At 70.0% G+C, this 18039-nt stretch carries 18 protein-coding genes; 9 read left to right on the forward strand and 9 right to left on the reverse strand.

Annotated features, from left to right (window positions below; translation table 11 throughout):
* Nucleotides 1–89: 89 nt before the first annotated feature.
* The 5 genes from ACZ7GZ_RS00615 to ACZ7GZ_RS00635 all read right to left on the reverse strand — a co-directional run bounded on the left by ACZ7GZ_RS00615 (nucleotide 90) and on the right by ACZ7GZ_RS00635 (nucleotide 3786).
* Nucleotides 90–1229 (reverse strand): DUF475 domain-containing protein, encoded by a 1140-nt coding sequence (locus ACZ7GZ_RS00615; RefSeq protein WP_471019366.1) that lies wholly within the window; start codon nucleotides 1227–1229, stop codon nucleotides 90–92.
* Between the two features lie 140 nt (nucleotides 1230–1369).
* Entirely contained in the window at nucleotides 1370–1948 is a 579-nt protein-coding gene (locus ACZ7GZ_RS00620) for a TerD family protein (protein WP_471019368.1), read from the reverse strand.
* Between the two features lie 95 nt (nucleotides 1949–2043).
* The gene (locus ACZ7GZ_RS00625; RefSeq protein WP_061920108.1) at nucleotides 2044–2619 is read right to left on the reverse strand and encodes a calcium homeostasis/redox stress adaptation protein; all 576 of its coding nucleotides are present in this window, start codon (nucleotides 2617–2619) and stop codon (nucleotides 2044–2046) included.
* Between the two features lie 138 nt (nucleotides 2620–2757).
* A complete protein-coding gene (locus ACZ7GZ_RS00630) occupies nucleotides 2758–3216 on the reverse strand; it encodes a peroxiredoxin (RefSeq protein ID WP_471019371.1) in 459 nt (152 codons plus the stop codon).
* Nucleotides 3217–3348: 132 nt separating this feature from the next.
* Entirely contained in the window at nucleotides 3349–3786 is a 438-nt protein-coding gene (locus tag ACZ7GZ_RS00635; protein ID WP_471019376.1) for a DUF3052 domain-containing protein, read from the reverse strand.
* 404 nt (nucleotides 3787–4190) lie between these two features.
* Between ACZ7GZ_RS00635 and aceE the strand changes: the two genes are divergently transcribed.
* Together aceE and ACZ7GZ_RS00645 are read left to right on the forward strand one after the other, a co-directional pair.
* Nucleotides 4191–6938: a pyruvate dehydrogenase (acetyl-transferring), homodimeric type gene (gene aceE, locus ACZ7GZ_RS00640; protein ID WP_471019379.1), complete on the forward strand. Its 2748-nt coding sequence runs from the start codon at nucleotides 4191–4193 to the stop codon at nucleotides 6936–6938.
* A gap of 89 nt (nucleotides 6939–7027) precedes the next feature.
* Nucleotides 7028–7771 (forward strand): potassium channel family protein, encoded by a 744-nt coding sequence (locus ACZ7GZ_RS00645; RefSeq protein WP_471019382.1) that lies wholly within the window; start codon nucleotides 7028–7030, stop codon nucleotides 7769–7771.
* A gap of 236 nt (nucleotides 7772–8007) precedes the next feature.
* Here ACZ7GZ_RS00645 and ACZ7GZ_RS00650 read toward each other — a convergent pair whose 3' ends face one another.
* Both ACZ7GZ_RS00650 and ACZ7GZ_RS00655 read right to left on the reverse strand, forming a co-directional pair.
* Entirely contained in the window at nucleotides 8008–8307 is a 300-nt protein-coding gene (locus ACZ7GZ_RS00650) for a small hydrophobic protein (RefSeq protein ID WP_471020166.1), read from the reverse strand.
* Nucleotides 8308–8528: 221 nt separating this feature from the next.
* A complete protein-coding gene (locus ACZ7GZ_RS00655; protein ID WP_471019383.1) occupies nucleotides 8529–10148 on the reverse strand; it encodes an MFS transporter in 1620 nt (539 codons plus the stop codon).
* Between the two features lie 65 nt (nucleotides 10149–10213).
* On the opposite strand from ACZ7GZ_RS00655, the gene ACZ7GZ_RS00660 reads away from it, so the two are divergent.
* From ACZ7GZ_RS00660 to ACZ7GZ_RS00670, 3 genes are all read left to right on the forward strand, one after another.
* Complete coding sequence (locus ACZ7GZ_RS00660) at nucleotides 10214–10849, forward strand: TetR family transcriptional regulator (protein ID WP_471019386.1); 636 nt, start codon at nucleotides 10214–10216, stop codon at nucleotides 10847–10849.
* 83 nt (nucleotides 10850–10932) lie between these two features.
* The gene (locus ACZ7GZ_RS00665) at nucleotides 10933–12150 is read left to right on the forward strand and encodes an alpha/beta hydrolase (protein WP_471019388.1); all 1218 of its coding nucleotides are present in this window, start codon (nucleotides 10933–10935) and stop codon (nucleotides 12148–12150) included.
* Between the two features lie 66 nt (nucleotides 12151–12216).
* The gene (locus tag ACZ7GZ_RS00670) at nucleotides 12217–13062 is read left to right on the forward strand and encodes a DUF4429 domain-containing protein (RefSeq protein WP_471019390.1); all 846 of its coding nucleotides are present in this window, start codon (nucleotides 12217–12219) and stop codon (nucleotides 13060–13062) included.
* Between the two features lie 77 nt (nucleotides 13063–13139).
* On the opposite strand, the gene ACZ7GZ_RS00675 is transcribed toward ACZ7GZ_RS00670, so the two are convergent.
* Nucleotides 13140–13622 carry a MerR family transcriptional regulator gene (locus ACZ7GZ_RS00675; RefSeq protein WP_471019392.1) on the reverse strand — a complete coding sequence of 161 codons (483 nt, stop codon included), beginning with the start codon at nucleotides 13620–13622 and terminating at the stop codon, nucleotides 13140–13142.
* A gap of 98 nt (nucleotides 13623–13720) precedes the next feature.
* Here ACZ7GZ_RS00675 and ACZ7GZ_RS00680 point away from each other — a divergent pair, with 98 nt between their 5' ends.
* Together ACZ7GZ_RS00680 and ACZ7GZ_RS00685 are read left to right on the forward strand one after the other, a co-directional pair.
* Entirely contained in the window at nucleotides 13721–14194 is a 474-nt protein-coding gene (locus ACZ7GZ_RS00680) for a GNAT family N-acetyltransferase (RefSeq protein WP_471019394.1), read from the forward strand.
* Between the two features lie 19 nt (nucleotides 14195–14213).
* On the forward strand, nucleotides 14214–15032 hold the full coding sequence (locus ACZ7GZ_RS00685; RefSeq protein WP_471019397.1) for a serine hydrolase domain-containing protein: 819 nt from the start codon (nucleotides 14214–14216) through the stop codon (nucleotides 15030–15032).
* Between the two features lie 21 nt (nucleotides 15033–15053).
* Here ACZ7GZ_RS00685 and ACZ7GZ_RS00690 read toward each other — a convergent pair whose 3' ends face one another.
* Complete coding sequence (locus ACZ7GZ_RS00690; protein WP_471020169.1) at nucleotides 15054–15710, reverse strand: pirin family protein; 657 nt, start codon at nucleotides 15708–15710, stop codon at nucleotides 15054–15056.
* A gap of 96 nt (nucleotides 15711–15806) precedes the next feature.
* Between ACZ7GZ_RS00690 and fasR the strand changes: the two genes are divergently transcribed.
* On the forward strand, nucleotides 15807–17012 hold the full coding sequence (gene fasR, locus ACZ7GZ_RS00695) for a fatty acid biosynthesis transcriptional regulator FasR (protein WP_471019400.1): 1206 nt from the start codon (nucleotides 15807–15809) through the stop codon (nucleotides 17010–17012).
* Nucleotides 17013–17101: 89 nt separating this feature from the next.
* Nucleotides 17102–18028, forward strand: a complete 927-nt coding sequence (locus ACZ7GZ_RS00700; protein WP_471019401.1) for an ACP S-malonyltransferase — start codon at nucleotides 17102–17104, stop codon at nucleotides 18026–18028.
* The last annotated feature ends 11 nt before the right edge of the window (nucleotides 18029–18039 follow it).

The raw sequence follows: 18039 nt of genomic DNA on the forward strand, positions 1-18039 counted from the left end.
TCCCGCCCCCAGGTCATTCTTGTGAACGCCGTCAGGGCGGCCGACCGCGTCGGCCGCCCCGCTCAGAGCGTTCCTCACCGGCCGGGGTGTCACACCCCGGAGGAGACTTCCGCCTTCTCGCCGGTGCCCTCCCCCGCGGCAGCCAGCGCGCGGTTGCGGCGGACGGAGGACCAGAAGGACCAGGCGATCAGGACGACACCGACGAGGCCGGTGATCACCTCGTTGATCTCGTACTGGATGGTGACCATGAGGATCACCGCCAGGGCGCCGATGGCGTAGTGGGCGCCGTGCTCCAGGTAGACGTAGTCGTCGAGGGTGCCCTGGCGGACCAGGTAGACCGTGAGGGAGCGGACGTACATCGCGCCGATGCCGAGGCCGAGAGCCATCATCACGATGTCGTTGGTGATGGCGAAGGCGCCGATCACGCCGTCGAAGGAGAAGGACGCGTCCAGGACCTCCAGGTAGAGGAACATGAAGAACGCGGCCTGGCCGGCCAGCAGCACCGCCGACTTCGGCTTGCCGGTGCGGGCGGCCTCTTCCTCCTCCTCGTGCTCGCGCTCCTCCTCTTCCTCCAGCCGGTCCTCGAAGTAGCCCGACAGACCGCCGACGATCATGTAGGTGATCAGGCCGGCGATGCCGGCGATCAGGACCGTCTGGGCCTTGTCGACGTGGGCGCCGCCGTGCTGGTGGGCGTGGGTGGCGAAGGTGAAGGAGGTGATCAGCAGGACGATCAGGGCGATACAGACCGCCAGCATGTCGACCTTGCCGAGCTTGGCCAGGGGCCGCTCGATCCAGCGCAGCCACTGGATGTCCCGGTCCTCGAAGATGAAGTCGAGGAAGATCATCAGCAGGAACATGCCGCCGAAGGCGGCGATCGCCGGGTGGGCGTCGGTCACCAGCTGCTGGTAGCGGTCCTTGTCGGTGAAGGCCAGGTTGACCGCGTCGAACGGGCTCTTCTTGGCCGTGATCGCCACGATGACGACGGGGAAGACCAGCCGCATGCCGAAGACCGCGATGAGAACGCCGACGGTGAGGAAGATCTTCTGCCAGAAGGCGCTCATCTTCTTCAGGATGCCGGCGTTGACCACCGCGTTGTCGAACGACAGCGAGATCTCGAGGACGGCGAGGATCGCGACCACGCCGAAGGCCTCCCACCCCCCGTAGAAGACCGCGGCGACCAGGCCGAGCGCGGTGACCGCGAACGACCAGCCGAAGGTTTTCAGAAGCACTGGCTACCCAATCGTGTCTGGGGGTCCCCCCAGACGAGTCTGAGGGAGGGGCTCCCCCGCGCCGTACTCGGCTTTGCTAAACGTTGACTCCCGAGTGTAGAGGTGCACCCTACCGGCGGTACCGTGCGGGGCAAGCCGCGCTACGAAACGTTCACCCCGAAGTCGAGGGCGATGCCGCGCAGGCCCGAGGCATAGCCCTGACCCACGGCCCGGAACTTCCATTCGCCCTGGTAGCGGTACAGCTCGCCGAAGATCATGGCGGTCTCGGTGGAGGCGTCCTCACTGAGGTCGTAGCGCGCCAGCTCCTGGCCGTCGGCCTGGTTCACGACCCGGATGAAGGCGTTGGAGACCTGGCCGAAGGTCTGGCCGCGCTCGTCCGCCATGTGGATGGAGACCGGGAAGACGATCTTCTCGCAGTGCGCGGGAACCTTGGCGAGGTCCACCAGGACCGACTCGTCGTCACCCTCGCCCTCACCGGTGAGGTTGTCACCGGTGTGCTCGACCGAGCCGTCCGGGCTCTTGAGCTGGTTGTAGAAGACGAACCACTCGTCGCCCAGCACGCGGTTCCCGGCGCCGCACAGCAGGGCGCTGGCGTCGAGGTCGAAGGGGGCGCCGGTGGTGGAACGCGCGTCCCAGCCGAGCCCGATCATGACGTTGGTGAGGTTCGGTGCGGCCTTGGAGAGGGAGACATTGCCTCCCTTGGCGAGCGTGACGCCCATGATGCTGGTCCTCCCCTTGTGGTGCTTCCCTGGTTGTCCTGCGCGTCCGGCGCCGCACGTAAACGGTGCGGCGCCGGTGTCAGGGCCGTTACGCGTCAGACGTTGACGCCGAAGTCCTGGGCGATGCCGCGCAGACCGGAGGCGTAGCCCTGGCCGATGGCGCGGAACTTCCACTCCGCGCCGTGCCGGTACAGCTCGCCGAAGACCATGGCGGTCTCGGTGGAGGCGTCCTCGCTCAGGTCGTAGCGGGCGATCTCCTGCTCGCCCGCCTGGTTCACGACGCGGATGAAGGCGTTGCGAACCTGGCCGAAGGACTGCTGGCGGTTCTCGGCGTCGTAGATCGACACGGGGAAGACGATCTTCTCGATGTCGGCCGGGACGCCGGCCAGATTGATCTTGATCTGTTCGTCGTCGCCCTCACCCTCACCGGTGATGTTGTCACCGGTGTGCTCGACCGAGCCGTCGGGGCTCTTGAGGTTGTTGAAGAAGACGAAGTGCTGGTCGCTCGCGACCTTGCCGGAGTTGTTCAGCAGCAGCGCGCTGGCGTCGAGGTCGAAGTCGGTGCCGGTCGTGGTACGCACGTCCCAGCCCAGACCGACGATGACGGCGGTCAGGCCCGGGGCCTCCTTCGTCAGCGATACGTTGCCGCCCTTGCTGAGGCTGACTCCCACGGGTCCTCCATGTGGTGTCCAGGGGCGGGGAGCCCCGTCGTGCTTCGGATATGGGATCAACGTGCCGATCCTAGTGACGGGTTCCCGCACCCCGCAGACCCTGGACCCGGAGAATCACAGGTGTCGGCCACGGCCGGCCTACAGGGTGTCGAGCGCCTTCACGTAGGCGTTCAGGTCGCGCGCGTCCGGCAGGCCGTTGACCACGGTCCACCGCACGACGCCCTCCTTGTCGATGATGAAGGTGCCCCGGACGGCGCACCCCTTGTCCTCGTCGAAGACGCCGTACGCGCGCGAGACGTTGCCGTGCGGCCAGAAGTCGCTGACCAGCGGGTACTCCAGGCCCTCCTGCTCGGCGAAGACGCGCAGGGTGTGGATGGAGTCGTTGGAGACGGCGAGCACCTGCGTCTCGCGGTCCGAGAACTTCGGCAGGTTGTCGCGCAGCTCGCACAGCTCACCGGTGCACACACCGGTGAAGGCGAAGGGGTAGAAGAGGAGGACCACGTTCTTCTCGCCGCGGAAGTCCGAGAGCTTCACGGTGCGGCCGTGGTTGTCCTTGAGCTCGAAGTCGGGCGCCTTGTCGCCGACCTGGATCGCCATCGTCGTGCATCCCTTCGGTGGGCTGTTCGGGTGAGCGCACAGCAAAACGCTCGGCTCCACCCTACGCAGCGATCACCGGGGCCTTCCGGACGGGCTGGGGCGAAAACCAGCCCGTCCGGTGGACGGAGGAGATCACCTCTTGGACTTGGCCGCCTTCGGCGTCGCCAGCCGCGAGCCGCTCCAGTCCTTGCCCACACTGACGCTCTTCGAGGCCGTCAGGCCGGCCGTCGTGGCGGCGTCCTGGATGTCGCTCGGCTCCACGTACCCCGAACGGCCGGTCTTCGGCGTGAGGAGCAGGATCGTGCCGCCCTCTTCGATGTACGTGGTGGCATCCACCAGCGCATCCGTCAGGTCACCGTCGTCATCACGGAACCACAGCACAACGGCGTCGGCCACGTCGTCGTATTCCTCGTCCATCAGGTCGCCTTCGACGGCTTCCTCGATGGCCTCGCGGAGCTCCTGGTCGACGTCGTCGTCGTAGCCGATCTCCTGGACCACCTGCCCGGGCTGGAACCCCAGCCTGCCGGCAGGGTTCGTCCGCTCCTCCGCGTGGTCCGCGGTCGCGCTCACGGGTTGCCTCCTGATCATGTCTTGGTGAATATCTCAGCCACGCGCGTGCGCGAAGCATTGGCCGTAGTCCACACGGGCGGGACGGATCGCGCAAGTACCCGGCCGTTTGGACCGCCGAAACGGTGACGATCCCGGCCGTGTCGTCGCAACTCCTGGCACCGTATCCCGATTCCACGAGACCCACATCACACCGATGTGCCCGGTTTGCACCATTCGGAATCATTCTGCGATACGACCCTCGAACAGCTTTGCCAAGGGTGTCACACCCCGGGCGTATCGTTGCGTTTTGACCGGGGAGGAGACCGACGGGCACCGAGGAGATGACGTACGCCGCCCCGAGGTACACGATGGGGAACGGTGTAGGCAGCTGTAGAAAACTGGCCCTCTGACAGGTAAGGAACAGCGTGGCTTCCGGATCCGATCGCAATCCGATCATCATTGGCGGCCTTCCGAGTCAGGTTCCTGACTTCGATCCCGAAGAGACGCAGGAGTGGCTCGACTCGCTCGACGCCGCCGTGGACGAGCGCGGCCGGGAGAGGGCCCGCTACCTCATGCTCCGGCTGATCGAACGGGCCCGCGAGCGGCGCGTGGCCGTGCCCGAGATGCGCAGCACGGACTACGTCAACACGATCCCGACCAAGGCGGAGCCCTTCTTCCCGGGCAACGAGGAGATCGAGCGCAGGATCCTCAACGCGACCCGCTGGAACGCGGCCGTGATGGTCTCGCGCGCCCAGCGCCCCGGCATCGGCGTCGGCGGCCACATCGCCACCTTCGCCTCCTCGGCCTCGCTGTACGACGTCGGCTTCAACCACTTCTTCCGCGGCAAGGACGAGGGCGACGGCGGCGACCAGGTCTTCTTCCAGGGCCACGCCTCCCCGGGCATCTACGCGCGCGCGTACCTGCTCGACCGGCTCACCCAGGACCAGCTGGACGGCTTCCGCCAGGAGAAGTCGAAGTACCCGAACGGCCTGTCCAGCTACCCGCACCCGCGCTCGATGCCGGACTTCTGGGAGTTCCCGACGGTCTCCATGGGCCTCGGCCCGCTCGGCGCGATCTACCAGGCGCGGATGAACCGCTACATGCAGGCGCGGGGCATCGCCGACACCTCCAGGTCGCACGTGTGGGCGTTCCTCGGCGACGGCGAGATGGACGAGCCGGAGTCGCTCGGCCAGCTGTCCATCGCCGCCCGCGAGGGCCTGGACAACCTGACCTTCGTCGTCAACTGCAACCTGCAGCGGCTGGACGGCCCGGTGCGCGGCAACGGCAAGATCATCCAGGAACTGGAGTCGATCTTCCGGGGCGCCGGCTGGAACGTGATCAAGCTGATCTGGGACCGCTCCTGGGACCCGCTGCTCGCGCAGGACCGCGACGGCGTCCTGGTCAACAAGATGAACACGACCCCGGACGGCCAGTTCCAGACCTACGCGACCGAGTCCGGCGCGTACATCCGCGAGCACTTCTTCGGCGACGACGTCCGGCTGCGCTCGATGGTCGAGAACATGACCGACCACCAGATCCTGATGCTGGGCCGCGGCGGTCACGACCACCGGAAGATCTACGCGGCGTACAAGGCGGCCCTGGAGCACAAGGGCCAGCCGACGGTCATCCTGGCCAAGACGGTCAAGGGCTGGACGCTGGGGCCGAACTTCGAGGGCCGCAACGCCACACACCAGATGAAGAAGCTGACGGTCGACGACCTCAAGCGCTTCCGGGACCGGCTGCACCTGCCGATCTCCGACAAGGAGCTGGAGTCCGGGCTGCCGCCGTACTACCACCCGGGCCGCAACACCGAAGAGATCCAGTACATGCACGACATGCGCAAGGCCTGCGGCGGGTACGTCCCGACGCGCGTCGTGCGCTCCGAGCCGCTCGCGCTGCCGGACGACAAGGCGTACGCGACGGTGAAGAAGGGCACGGGCCAGCAGTCCATCGCCACGACCATGGCGTTCGTCCGGCTCCTGAAGGACCTCATGCGGGACAAGGAGATCGGCAAGCGGTTCGTACTGATCGCGCCGGACGAGTACCGCACGTTCGGCATGGACTCCTTCTTCCCGAGTGCGAAGATCTACAACCCGCTCGGTCAGCAGTACGAGGCGGTCGACCGGGACCTGCTCCTCGCCTACAAGGAGTCGCCGACCGGCCAGATGCTGCACGACGGCATCTCCGAGGCGGGCTGTACGGCCTCCCTGATCGCGGCGGGCTCGGCCTACGCCACGCACGGCGAGCCGCTGATCCCGGTGTACGTCTTCTACTCGATGTTCGGTTTCCAGCGCACGGGTGACCAGTTCTGGCAGATGGCCGACCAGCTGGCACGCGGATTCGTGCTGGGTGCGACCGCCGGCCGTACGACGCTGACCGGTGAGGGCCTGCAGCACGCGGACGGCCACTCGCAGCTGCTCGCCTCGACCAACCCGGCGTGCGTGGCCTACGACCCGGCGTACGCCTACGAGATCGCGCACATCGTGCAGGACGGCCTGCGCCGCATGTACGGCGCCGACGCGGACCACCCCCACGGCGAGGACGTCTTCTACTACCTGACCGTCTACAACGAGCCCATCCAGCACCCGGCCGAGCCGGCGAACGTGGACGTCGAGGGCATCCTCAAGGGCGTCCACAAGCTCAGTGAGGCCGCGAACGGCTCGATCCCGGCGCAGATCATGGCGTCCGGCGTGGCGGTCCCCTGGGCCCTGGAGGCGCAGCGGATCCTCGCCGAGGACTGGAACGTCAAGGCGGACGTGTGGTCCGCGACCTCCTGGAACGAGCTGCGCCGCGAGGCGGTGGAGTGCGAGGAGCACAACCTGCTGCATCCGGAGGAGGAGCAGCGGGTGCCGTACGTGACGCGGAAGCTCGGTGGCGCCGAGGGGCCGTTCGTGGCCGTGTCCGACTGGATGCGGTCGGTTCCGGACCAGATCGCGCGGTGGGTGCCGGGCACGTACCAGTCGCTCGGCGCGGACGGCTTCGGCTTCGCCGACACCCGGGGTGCGGCCCGCCGCTTCTTCCGCATCGACGCCCAGTCGATCGTCGTCGCGGTGCTGACCGAGCTGGCCCGCGAGGGCAAGATCGACCGCTCGGCGCTGAAGCAGGCCATCGACCGGTACCGGCTGCTGGATGTGTCGGCGGCGGATCCGGGGGTTGCGGGTGGCGACGCGTAGCCTCCCCGCCGCTCGGCGCTGACCGACCGAGCGAGGGTGGTGCCGTGGCGCGGCACCACCCTCGTTGCTTTTTCTTTACCATTGCGGGCATGAACGATCAGTCGGCTCAGGTGCGTTGGGAACGGCTCACCCAGCGGCCGCTGCTGGCGCTGGCCGTGGCGTTCGCCGTCGCCTATGCCGTACCGATCGTGGCCAATCCCGCGAGCCGGTCCCTGACGGTCGTCTGTACCGCCACGGAGTGGGTGGTGTGGGCCGCGTTCGCGGTGGACTACCTGATACGGCTGCTGATCACCCCGCGGCGCCGGGAGTTCGTCCGTACGCACTGGATAGACCTGTGCGCGGTGGTGCTGCCGCTGCTGCAGCCGCTGCGGTTGCTGCGGATGGTGTCGACGCTGCTGCTGGTGGGGCGGCGGGCGCGGATGGCCTCCCAGATCCGGCTCACGACGTACGTCGCCGGGTCGGTGGTCGGGCTGCTGATGTTCGGGTCGCTGGCGGTGCTGTCCGTCGAGCGGGACTCACCGAACGGGAACATCCGGACGCTGGGTGACGCGGTGTGGTGGTCGTTCACGACGATGACGACCGTGGGGTACGGGGATCACGCGCCGACGACCGGGCTGGGGCGGATGATCGCCGTCGGGCTGATGCTGTCCGGGATCGCGCTGCTCGGTGTCGTCACCGCGAACATCGCGGCGTGGTTCATCGCGCGGTTCGAGAAGGACGATGTGGAGGAGCGGCGGCAGACGCGAGCCATCGCCGATCTGGCCGAGGAGGTGCGGTTGCTGCGCGCCGAGGTGGCTCGGTTGGTGCACGAGCGGGAGCAGCAGCGAAGTTAGCGGGGGCCCGGTGCTGCGGCTGGGCGGGGGCCGGGTCGCGCGCAGGCGGCGCCCGCCGAGCGGGCGCCGACGGCAACTCCCAGGCGCGGGGCGGGCGGCGACGGCAACTCCCAGGCGCGGGGCCCTATCGGTATGCGGCTCCGCATCGATATGCGGCTCCGCCGCGGGTGGGCGCGACCGGCCGCGACGCACCCACCCGCGGCGACGGCCGCGCAGCCGCGGCCAGGGGCCGTCGGCTAGAGGAGCCCGTGGCCCCACGTGGCCGCGCCCGCCAGGGCGAAGACGGCCAGCAGTGTGTCGATCGCGCCCAGGATCAGGGCCACCAGGGCCGGGATGTCGCGGTCGTTGGACCACTTGCGGCCCATCGCCTGCCAGCCGCAGAACATCGCCACCGGTCCCAGCACGATGCCCAGCGCGAAGAAGCCCGCCACGGCACAGATCGTGCCGATGACCCCGAGCGTCGCACGGTCCGGCCCGGTCCGTTGCCACGTCCGGCCACGTGACCGGGGGTACCCGCGCGTTCCGAAGCCCGCCATCATCAACTCCCTGAGGTTCATGGACAGTTCGGCTTCGACGTGCGGGTACCCCGGTTCCGCGCGGGCAGACCTGCGCGCGCCGCCCCCTCCGCGGCGCGCGCCGCAGCCCGGTGGTCCTCCCAGGCACTGCGGAGGGCTTGACCCACTGTGACCTGCGGCGCGTACCCGGGGCGAGGAATCTTTAGCGGAGTCACCCTGATAGGCGAAACTGCGCCCAGACCTCAGATGTGGCCCACGCCCGCGCCCGCCTCGGCGTTCGCGCCCCGCTTGGTGAGCAGCGCGACGAGGACGGCGACCGCCGCCACGCCGGCCGCGACCAGGGAGGCGAGGCTCATGCCGGAGATGAAGGTGTGGTGCGCGACTTCGGTGATCCTCGCGGCGATCGGCGCCGGAACGCCCTTCGGCACCGGGGCGACGCCGACCTGGACCGCTTCGGAGGCCTTGTCCACCTGGTCCGGGGTCAGCCGCGGCAGCCCCGCCCCCGTCCAGTTGCCCGGCAGATCGCTGTCGACCTTGGAGGCCATCACGGCGCCCAGCACGGCCGTACCGAGGCTGCCGCCGATCTGCATGGCCGCCTGCTGGAGGCCACCCGCGACGCCGGACAGCTCCATGGGGGCGTTGCCGACGATGACCTCGGTGGCGCCGACCATCACCGGCGCGAGGCCGAGGCCGAGCAGCGCGAACCAGACGGACATCACCCCGCTGCCGGTGTCGGCCTCGAGGGTCGACATGCCGTACATGGCGATGGCGGTCGCGGCCATGCCGCCCGCCAGCGGGACGCGCGGGCCGAGCTTGGTGATCGCGGCGCCGGCCAGCGGGGAGCCGACGATCATCATGCCGGTGAGCGGCAGCAGGTGCAGGCCGGCATTGATCGGGCTCATCCCGTGCACGTTCTGCAAGTAGAAGGTGACGAAGAAAAGGCCGCCCATGAACGCGATGGCCATGAGGACCATCAGGACGACACCGGCCGACAGCGGTATCGAGCGGAACAGGCCCAGCGGGACGAGGGGTTCGCCGACCCTCGTCTCCCAGAAGGAGAAGGCGGCGAACAGGGCCACGGACGCGATGACGAACACCCACGTCCTGCCGTCGCCCCAGCCCCATGTCGGGGCCTTGATGAGCGCCCAGACCAGGCAGAACATCGCGCCGGAGAGCAGGGCGATGCCGAGGACGTCGAAGGAGCGCGGGGCGTTCCGCGCACGGTGGTCGAGCAGGATCAGCAGGCCCAGGAGCAGGGCGAGCGCGCCGACGGGGACGTTGATGAAGAACACCGACTGCCAGTTGACGTGCTCGACGAGGACGCCGCCGAGGATCGGGCCGCCCGCGGTGGACGCGCCGATCACCATGCCCCAGATGCCGATGGCCATGTTGAGCCGCTCGGCCGGGAAGGTGGCCCGCAGCAGGCCGAGCGCGGCCGGCATCAGCAGCGCGCCGAACAGGCCCTGGAAGACACGGAAGGCCACGACGGCGGCGATGCTGTGGGACAGGCCGATGGCGCCGGAGGCGGCGGCGAAGCCGGTCACGCCGACGAGGAAGGTCTGCCGGTGGCCGAAGCGGTCACCGAGCTTGCCCGCGGTGATCAGGGAGACCGCGAGGGCGAGGAAGTAGCCGTTGGTGATCCACTGCACGTCGGCGAAGGTGGCGTGCAGGTCGTCCTGGATCGACGGGTTGGCGATCGCCACGATGGTGCCGTCGAGGGCCACCATCATGACGCCCACGGCGACGGTGATGAGGGTGAGCCAGGGATGGCCGCGCAGCCCCGCGGCCGGAGCCGGCTCCAGCGGGGCTGCCGAGCCTGCGTCCCCCGGCCCCGTCGCGCCGATGGTGGTCTGACCAGTCATGCGTTCGAGGCTAGTGACAGCCTCTGACGATTGACAGACCTTTGCATGAGTCAGTAACTGACACCATGGAAACACTGCGCGAACGCAAGAAGCAGCGCACCCGGGACGCACTGCTGCGGGCCGCTCTGGAGCTGTTCACCACACGGGGGTACGAGCAGACGACCGTCGACGAGATCACCGAGGCCGTCGACGTCTCCCAGCGCACCTTCTTCCGTTACTTCGCCGGCAAGGAGGACGTGGCCTTCGCGGTGCAGGAAATGACCGAGGAGCACTTCGTGGCGGCCGTACGGGCGCGGCCCGCGCACGAGGCGCCGATGGAGGCCCTGCGGCAGGCGGTCCTGGAGGGCTGGGACGCGATCCGCGAGACCGTCGAGTCGGCCGTGCCGGTCGAGCTGTATCTGCGCATGTACCGGACGATCGAGTCGACGCCCGCGCTCCTCGCCGCCCATCTGCGCCGCTCGGCGGCGACGGAGGAGACCATCGCGCGTCTGCTCGCCGAGCGCGAGGGTGTGGACGTGGACGCCGACCCCCGACCGCGGCTGGCCGTGGCCGTGTTCGGCGGGGTGATAAGGGTCACGGAACGGCACTGGTGCACGGGCGACGACTTCAGCCTGGCGGCGATGCGTCAACTCACCGCGTCCCACCTCGATCAGGTGGGTTCGGCGCTCACCGGAAACTGGCGTGCCACAAAAGATCGTTGACAGGGTGTTCGATGATCCACGAAACGTGATCCCAGTCACTCGGTTACCCCGAGACCCTCTCGTTCTCCTAGTGTGTCCTCCCAGTGACTTCCTTCGACACCTCCCCGCCACTGAACGTCTGGCGCGCCCTGCTGGCGCTGGCCGTGGTGTTCGTGATGCTCGCGACCACCGGCTGGACCGCCCTGCGCAGTCACCGGGAGTCGACCGCACTGCAGGCCTCGCTCGCCCAGTGGGAGCACGGCAGCATCCACGGCCTGCACCTGCCGGACCCCCAGTCCGCACCGGCCCGGCTCAGCCGTTTCTTCGCCTCCCTCTCCCCCGGGGACCAGGACCGCCTCGCCCACCGCTACCCGCTCGCGGTCGGCAACATGAACGGCGCCCCCGCCACCTTGCGCTACGGCGCCAACCGCATCGCGCTGGAGCAGCAGCGCAAGGTCGAGCGGAAACGCATGCACGACAGCCGGCTCAGCACGGCCGGACAGCAGGACGCGGGCAGTCGTATGCACCGCTACGAGTCCCTGCTGGCCCCCGGCCGGCAGATCCTGGCCTTCGACCCGGAGGGCTCGGGCCGCGTCGCCGAGGTGTTCGGGAACCTGGACGAGGCGCAGCGGATCTCGGTCGTCGTTCCCGGCGTCGACACCGATCTGCTCACCTTCGAGAAGACGTACAGCCCGTACACGGCCCCGGTCGGCATGGCCAAGGCCCTGTACGCGGCGGAGCGCGCGCAGAGCCCCACGACGCGTACGGCCGTGATCGCCTGGGCCGACTACACCGCCCCTGACGGGCTTGGCATGGACGCGGCCACCGGACTGCGCGCCGCGGAGGGCGCCGTACGGCTGGACGCCCTGGCGGGCGGCCTGCCCGGCCGCGCCCCGGTGGCGATGATCTGCCACAGCTACGGCTCGGTGGTCTGCGGGGTCGGCGCGCACGCCCTGCCCCGCCGGGTGACCGACATAGCGGTGGCCGCGAGCCCCGGTATGCGGGTCCCCAGCGCCTCCCACCTGGACACCGGGGCCCGGGTGTGGGCCATGCGGGACGCCACCGACTGGATCCAGGACGTGCCGTATCTGGAGCTCGGCGGGCTCGGGCACGGCGCCGATCCGGTGTCCCCGGCGTTCGGCGCGCGTGTGCTGTCCGCCCGGGACGCCCAGGGGCACGCCGGTTATTTCCAGCCGGGCACGGACAGCCTGCGCAACCTCGCCGCCGTGGGCGTCGGGGCGTACGACGCGGTGACGTGCGCCCGCGAGAACGAGCTGTGCCAGGCCGGTGCGCCCGGCACTACCACGGCCGGACGCGCGTAGAAACAGCAGGAAGTGCGGTCTGCGCAGGTGGCGACGGAGGAGCACGTGCCGCATACGATGAGCCGCATGGGTGACGTACTGGCGGGTTTTCATGCCGTCTGGGAGTTCGAGTCCGACTCCGTGCTCATCCGTTACGAACGGGGGATTCGAACACCGAAGCTGTTGCAGGCGCTCGGGGAACGGCGCGTCCCGCTGTCCGCGGTCGAGGGCGTGACCCTCACCCCGGGCAAGCGCGGCACCGTCGTACTGCGGCTGGTGCCCCGTCCCGGCGCCGATCCGCTGCTGGAGGCGGCCGACGGGCAGCTGAAGGAGGGATCCGATCCGTACCGGCTGGTGCTGTCGGCCGAGCGGGAGGCCCTCGCCGAGTACTACGCGGACGAACTGAAAGGTCTGCTGACCGAGTCCGGGCCCGCCGACCGCCATCTGGTGGCCGCGCCCGAGGCACCGCTGCAGTTCAAGGCGTACGACGGCAAGGCGTCCTTCGACGGGACGTCCGTGCAGTTCCGCTGGTCGTGGACGGGGGCGTCGTCGGCGAAGTGGAAGGCCGGCGACCAGAGCTTCGCGGTCGCCGACCTGAGCGGGGTGGAGTGGCGGTCGCCGGAGGTGTTCGAGGGGCATCTGCGGCTGGTACGGCGTGCCGGCTCGGGCCCGTCCGCGCAGCCCGATCAGGACCCGGCGGCGGTGGTGTTCGGCCTCGGGTACGGGCCGGTGCACGAGTCGTTGCCGTTCGCCGCGGCGGTGCTGGCGGCCGTACGCACCCGGGGGCCGGTACCGGTGGTACCGGCCCCGTCCCGGCGCGACCCCGCGGACATCGCCGAACGGATCCGGCATCTCGGGGAGTTGCACCAAGCGGGGCTGGTCACCGACGAGGAGTTCTCCTCCAAGAAGGCCGAGCTGCTGGCCGAGCTCTAGCGTCTGCCGGGTGCCGTGCGTGGGCGGGCGCGGTGGTATCGGGTCGCTCGCGCGGTTTCCCGCGCCCCGCGCGGTACTTACGCTTCCTTCGGCCTCGAGCGCGGGGTCCCCTCCATCGCATAGAAGCTGATCTTGTGGTCGAGCACGGCGAGTGTGTCCCGCAGTTCGGCGATCCTGTTCAGGACGTCGTGGCGGGTCGACTCCAGCAGCTCCCGCCGCTCCGGGTAGGTGCTCTCGCCCTCCCGGACCAGCTCCGCGTACCGGACCATGTCCGCCACCGGCATGCCGGTCAGCCGCAGCTTCGTCACGAAGTCCAGCCAGTCCAGGTCCCGGTTGTCGTAGCGCCGCTGCCCGGTGTGTGAGCGGTCGACGTGCGGCATCAGGCCGATCCGCTCGTACCAGCGCAGGGTGTGCGCGGTCAGGCCGGTGAACGCGACGACCTCGCTGATCGTGTAGCGGTCCTGGCCGTCGGGCCGGGGATGGCGTCTGGGCGGGGCGGAGCAGATGTCGGCGGGGGCCGTGCGTGCGGTGTCCGCTGGCGTGGTCTGCATCACCGTCATGGCGCCCACGCTATGGCCTTGGAGTGCACTCCAAGCAAGCGGATCCGGTAAGAAAATCCACAGGACGCGGGCCGGGACGCCTGGCTAGCGTGCGGCCCATGAGTCTTGCACGCCGGGCCCTGCCCGAGGACGCCACCGAAGTGCTGCGCCTGCGCCAGGTCATGATCGACTCACTGTGGAGCGCGGGAGGTTCCGGGCCGACACAGTGGCATGCCGAGTCGCTGCCGACGCTGCGGGCGCGGCTCGCCGAGGCCGGCGGGGACTTCGCGGCCTTCGTCGTGGACCGTCCGGACCGGCCGGGGCTGGCCGCGCTGGCGGCCGGGACCCTGGAGTACCGCATCGGGAGGGCCGGTAATCCGCACGGGCGGGTCGGACACGTCTTCAGCGTCGCGACCGACCCGGACGCCCGGCGGCGCGGGTACGCGCGCGTCTGTATGGAGGAGCTGCTGGGCTGGTTCCGGGAGCGGGGCGCGGGCCATGTGCTGCTGAACGCCTCCCCGGAAGCCGAGCCGCTGTACGCCTCGCTCGGCTTCACCCGGGATCCGGACCCGTCGATGCGGCTGCTGCTGTGAGCCGCATAGGCTCGGCACCATGTCGTTGAACAGCTTGGCGTCGATCGAGAACTGGCCCGTCCCCACCGCCGCGGCGGGCGTCGTACGAGCCGACGGGACCGTCCTCGGGACGCACGGCCCCGTCGGACACCGGTTTCCGCTCGCCTCGGTCACCAAGCCGCTGGCGGCCTACGCGGCGCTCGTCGCGTACGAGGAGGGCGCGATCGAGCTGGACGAGCCCGCCGGGCCGCCCGGGGCGACCGTCCGGCACCTGCTCGCGCACACGTCCGGGCTGGCCTTCGACGAGCACAAGGTGACGGCGCCTCCCGGTGAGCGCCGCCTCTACTCCAACGCCGGGTTCGAGCAGCTCGGCGACCACATCGCCAAGGCGACGGACATTCCGTTCGCGGAGTATCTGCGGCAGGCGGTGCTGGAGCCGCTGGGGATGACGTCGACCTCGCTGGGGGGTTCCCCGGCGAAGGACGGGGTGTCGACGGTCGAGGACCTGCTGCGCTTCGCGGCCGAGGTCCAGGCGCCGCGCCTGCTGGACGTGCGCACGGTCGCGGAGGCGATGAGCGTGCAGTACCCGGGCACGAAGGGGGTGCTGCCGGGGTACGGGCACCAGAACCCGAACGACTGGGGGCTGGGCTTCGAGATCCGCGACGGCAAGTCACCGCACTGGACGGGAAGTTCCTCGTCGCCGCGCACCTTCGGGCACTTCGGGCAGGCCGGTACGTTCCTGTGGATCGACCCGGACGCGGGGCTGGCGTGTGCCGCGCTGGCGGACCGGGCGTTCGGGCCCTGGGCGATCGAGGCGTGGCCGGCGCTCACGGACGCGGTGCTCGCCGAGTCGGTGTGATGGCGCACGCGTCACACGCGCTCACCCAGCCGTCATCTCCCAGACCAGCAGTTCCGCCGCCGTCAGGCACTCCGCTTCCAGGTCCTGCGCGTCGGTGATGCGAGCCGAGTCGCCCGGACCCAGGGTCTCCCCTGCCAGGGTGACCTCCCCGCGCACCAGGTGGACGTGCACGTACGGCGCGTCCGGGATCGCCGTCCGGTCCCCCGCCATCAGCCGCCGTACATGGAGCAGGGCTCCGGCCTCGGCAACGGCGTACGGGGTGGAGTCGGCGATGCCGGGGACGATCTCGTACGACGGCTCGCCGCCCGGCTCCAGTGGGGCCAGCCACATCTGCACGAAGGTCAGGGGCGCCGTTCCGTCGTTGCGCTCGACGTGCCGGACGCCCGCGGCGGAGCTGAGCCGCTGCACGTCACCGGGGCGGACCTTCGTCTCGCGGCCGGTGGAGTCGCGGTGGGTCAGCTCGCCCTCCACGACCCACGTGACGATCTCGGTGTGGCTGTGCGGGTGTTCGCCGAAGCCGGCGCCGGGTGCGAGACGCTCCTCGTTGCAGGCGATCAGCGCGCCGAAGCGCAGGTTGCCGGGGTCGTAGTGCGGCCCGAAGGAGAAGGCGTGCCACGACTCGATGCCGGCCTCCGCCTCCCCGCCGCGGTAGCGCTCACCGGCGCGCCGTACGTCCATCACGCGCACCACGGTAGCCCCGCGCGAAACCGCGCACGCCGCTCACCCCTGACCCGGCGAAACACGTCCGCGTCCGGATAAGGCAGTCTTGTCCCCGTGCCCGAACCCGAATCCCACCGCAGCGGTCCCCGCGTACACGACATCCACCCGCACGCCGCCACCCTCAAGCGGCTGGAGAAGTCCTCCGGGTCTCTCGCCGCGCAGGCCATCGCGCGGATGGACGAGACCCTGCCGTGGTACCGGGCCATGCCCCCGGAGAACCGTTCCTGGATCGGGCTGGTCGCCCAGGCGGGCATCGCGGCCTTCACCGAGTGGTTCCGGCACCCGGACACCCCGCAGGCGATCTCCACCGATGTCTTCGGCACCGCCCCGCGCGAGCTGACCCGGGCCATCACGCTGCGCCAGACCGTGGAGATGGTGCGGACCACCATCGAGGTCATGGAGAGCGCCATCGACGAGGTGGCGGCTCCGGGGGACGAGAGCGTGCTGCGCGAGGCTCTGCTCGTGTACGCGCGGGAGATCGCCTTCGCCACCGCGCAGGTCTACGCCCAGGCCGCCGAGGCACGCGGTGCCTGGGACGCGCGGCTGGAGTCGCTGGTCGTCAACGCGGTGCTGAGCGGGGAGGCGGACGAAGGTGCCGTCAGCCGGGCCGCCGCGCTCGGGTGGAACTCTCCGGAGCATGTGTGTGTCGTGCTCGGGACCGCGCCCGACGGGGACAGTGAGCTGACCGTCGAGGCCATTCGGCGAGCCGCTCGCCATGCCAAGCTCCAGGTGCTCACCGGGGTGCTCGGGGATCGGCTCGTCGTCATCGCCGGGGGAAGCAGCAACCCGCTCGCCGTGGCCAAGTCGCTGATCGGTCCCTTCGCCGCCGGACCGGTGGTCGCGGGGCCCGTCGTACCCGACCTGCTGGCCGGCACGCGGTCCGCGCAGGCCGCCGCCGCGGGCCTGAAGGCGTGTTCTGCCTGGCAGGACGCGCCGCGGCCGGTGCTGGCGGACGATCTGCTGCCGGAGCGCGCGATCGCGGGCGATCCGAGCGCCCGCGAGCAGTTGGTGGAGGAGATCTACAGACCGCTGGAGGAAGCGGGCTCGGCGCTGCTGGAAACACTGAGTGTCTATCTGGAGCAGGCGAGCAGCCTGGAAGGCGCGGCCCGGATGCTCTTCGTTCACCCGAACACCGTGCGCTACCGGCTCCGACGTGTGACAGACGTCACCGGTTGGTCGCCTTCGGATGTACGATCCGCCTTCACACTGCGGATCGCGCTGATCCTCGGGCGTCTGGCCGACGGCGATACCCAGGCATAGGGTTTTGTCGGGGGCCCACAAAAGCCCTTCGTGTTCTTCGTCCCTGTCCCCACGGGCGGCCGTGGCCGTCCCCAAGAGAGAGTGTGAGAGTGCTCGTACTCGTCGCTCCCGGCCAGGGCGCCCAGACGCCCGGCTTCCTGACCCCCTGGCTCGATCTCCCCGGCGCCGCGGACCGCGTCGCCGCGTGGTCGGACGCCATCGGACTGGACCTGGTCCACTACGGCACCCAGGCCGACGCCGACGCCATCCGTGACACCGCGGTGGCCCAGCCGCTGCTGGTCGCCGCCGGCCTCCTGTCCGCCGCGGCACTCGGTGACATTTCCGAGGTCGCCCCGGGCGCCGTCGCCGGTCACAGCGTCGGTGAGATCACCGCCGCCGCCTTCGCGGGTGTGCTGGACGACACCGCGGCGCTCGGTCTGGTCCGCAAGCGGGGTCTGGCGATGGCCGACGCCGCCGCGATCACCGAGACCGGCATGTCTGCGCTGCTCGGCGGCGACCCCGAGGTCTCTCTCGCCCACCTGGAGAAGCTGGGTCTGACCCCGGCGAACATCAACGGCGCGGGCCAGATCGTCGCCGCGGGCACCCTGGAGCAGCTGGCCGCGCTGAACGAGGACAAGCCCGAGGGGGTCCGCAAGGTCGTCGCGCTGAAGGTCGCCGGCGCCTTCCACACCCGCCACATGGCTCCCGCCGTCGAGACGCTGGCCAAGGCCGCCGCGGAGCTGACGCCCGCCGACCCCAAGGTCCCCTACGTCTCCAACAAGGACGGACGGACCGTCGCCACCGGCGCCGAGGTGCTGGACCGGCTGGTCGGCCAGGTCGCCAACCCCGTGCGCTGGGACCTGTGCATGGAGACCTTCAAGGAGCTGGGCGTCACCGCGCTCATCGAGGTGTGCCCGGGCGGCACCCTGACCGGCCTGGCCAAGCGGGCGCTGCCCGGCGTCACGACGCTGGCCCTGAAGACCCCCGACGATCTCGACGCCGCCCGCGCGCTCGTCTCCGAGCACGCCGGCGCCTAAGGAGCCCGTAC

The organism is Streptomyces sp. NPDC037288 (genome assembly GCF_055603265.1).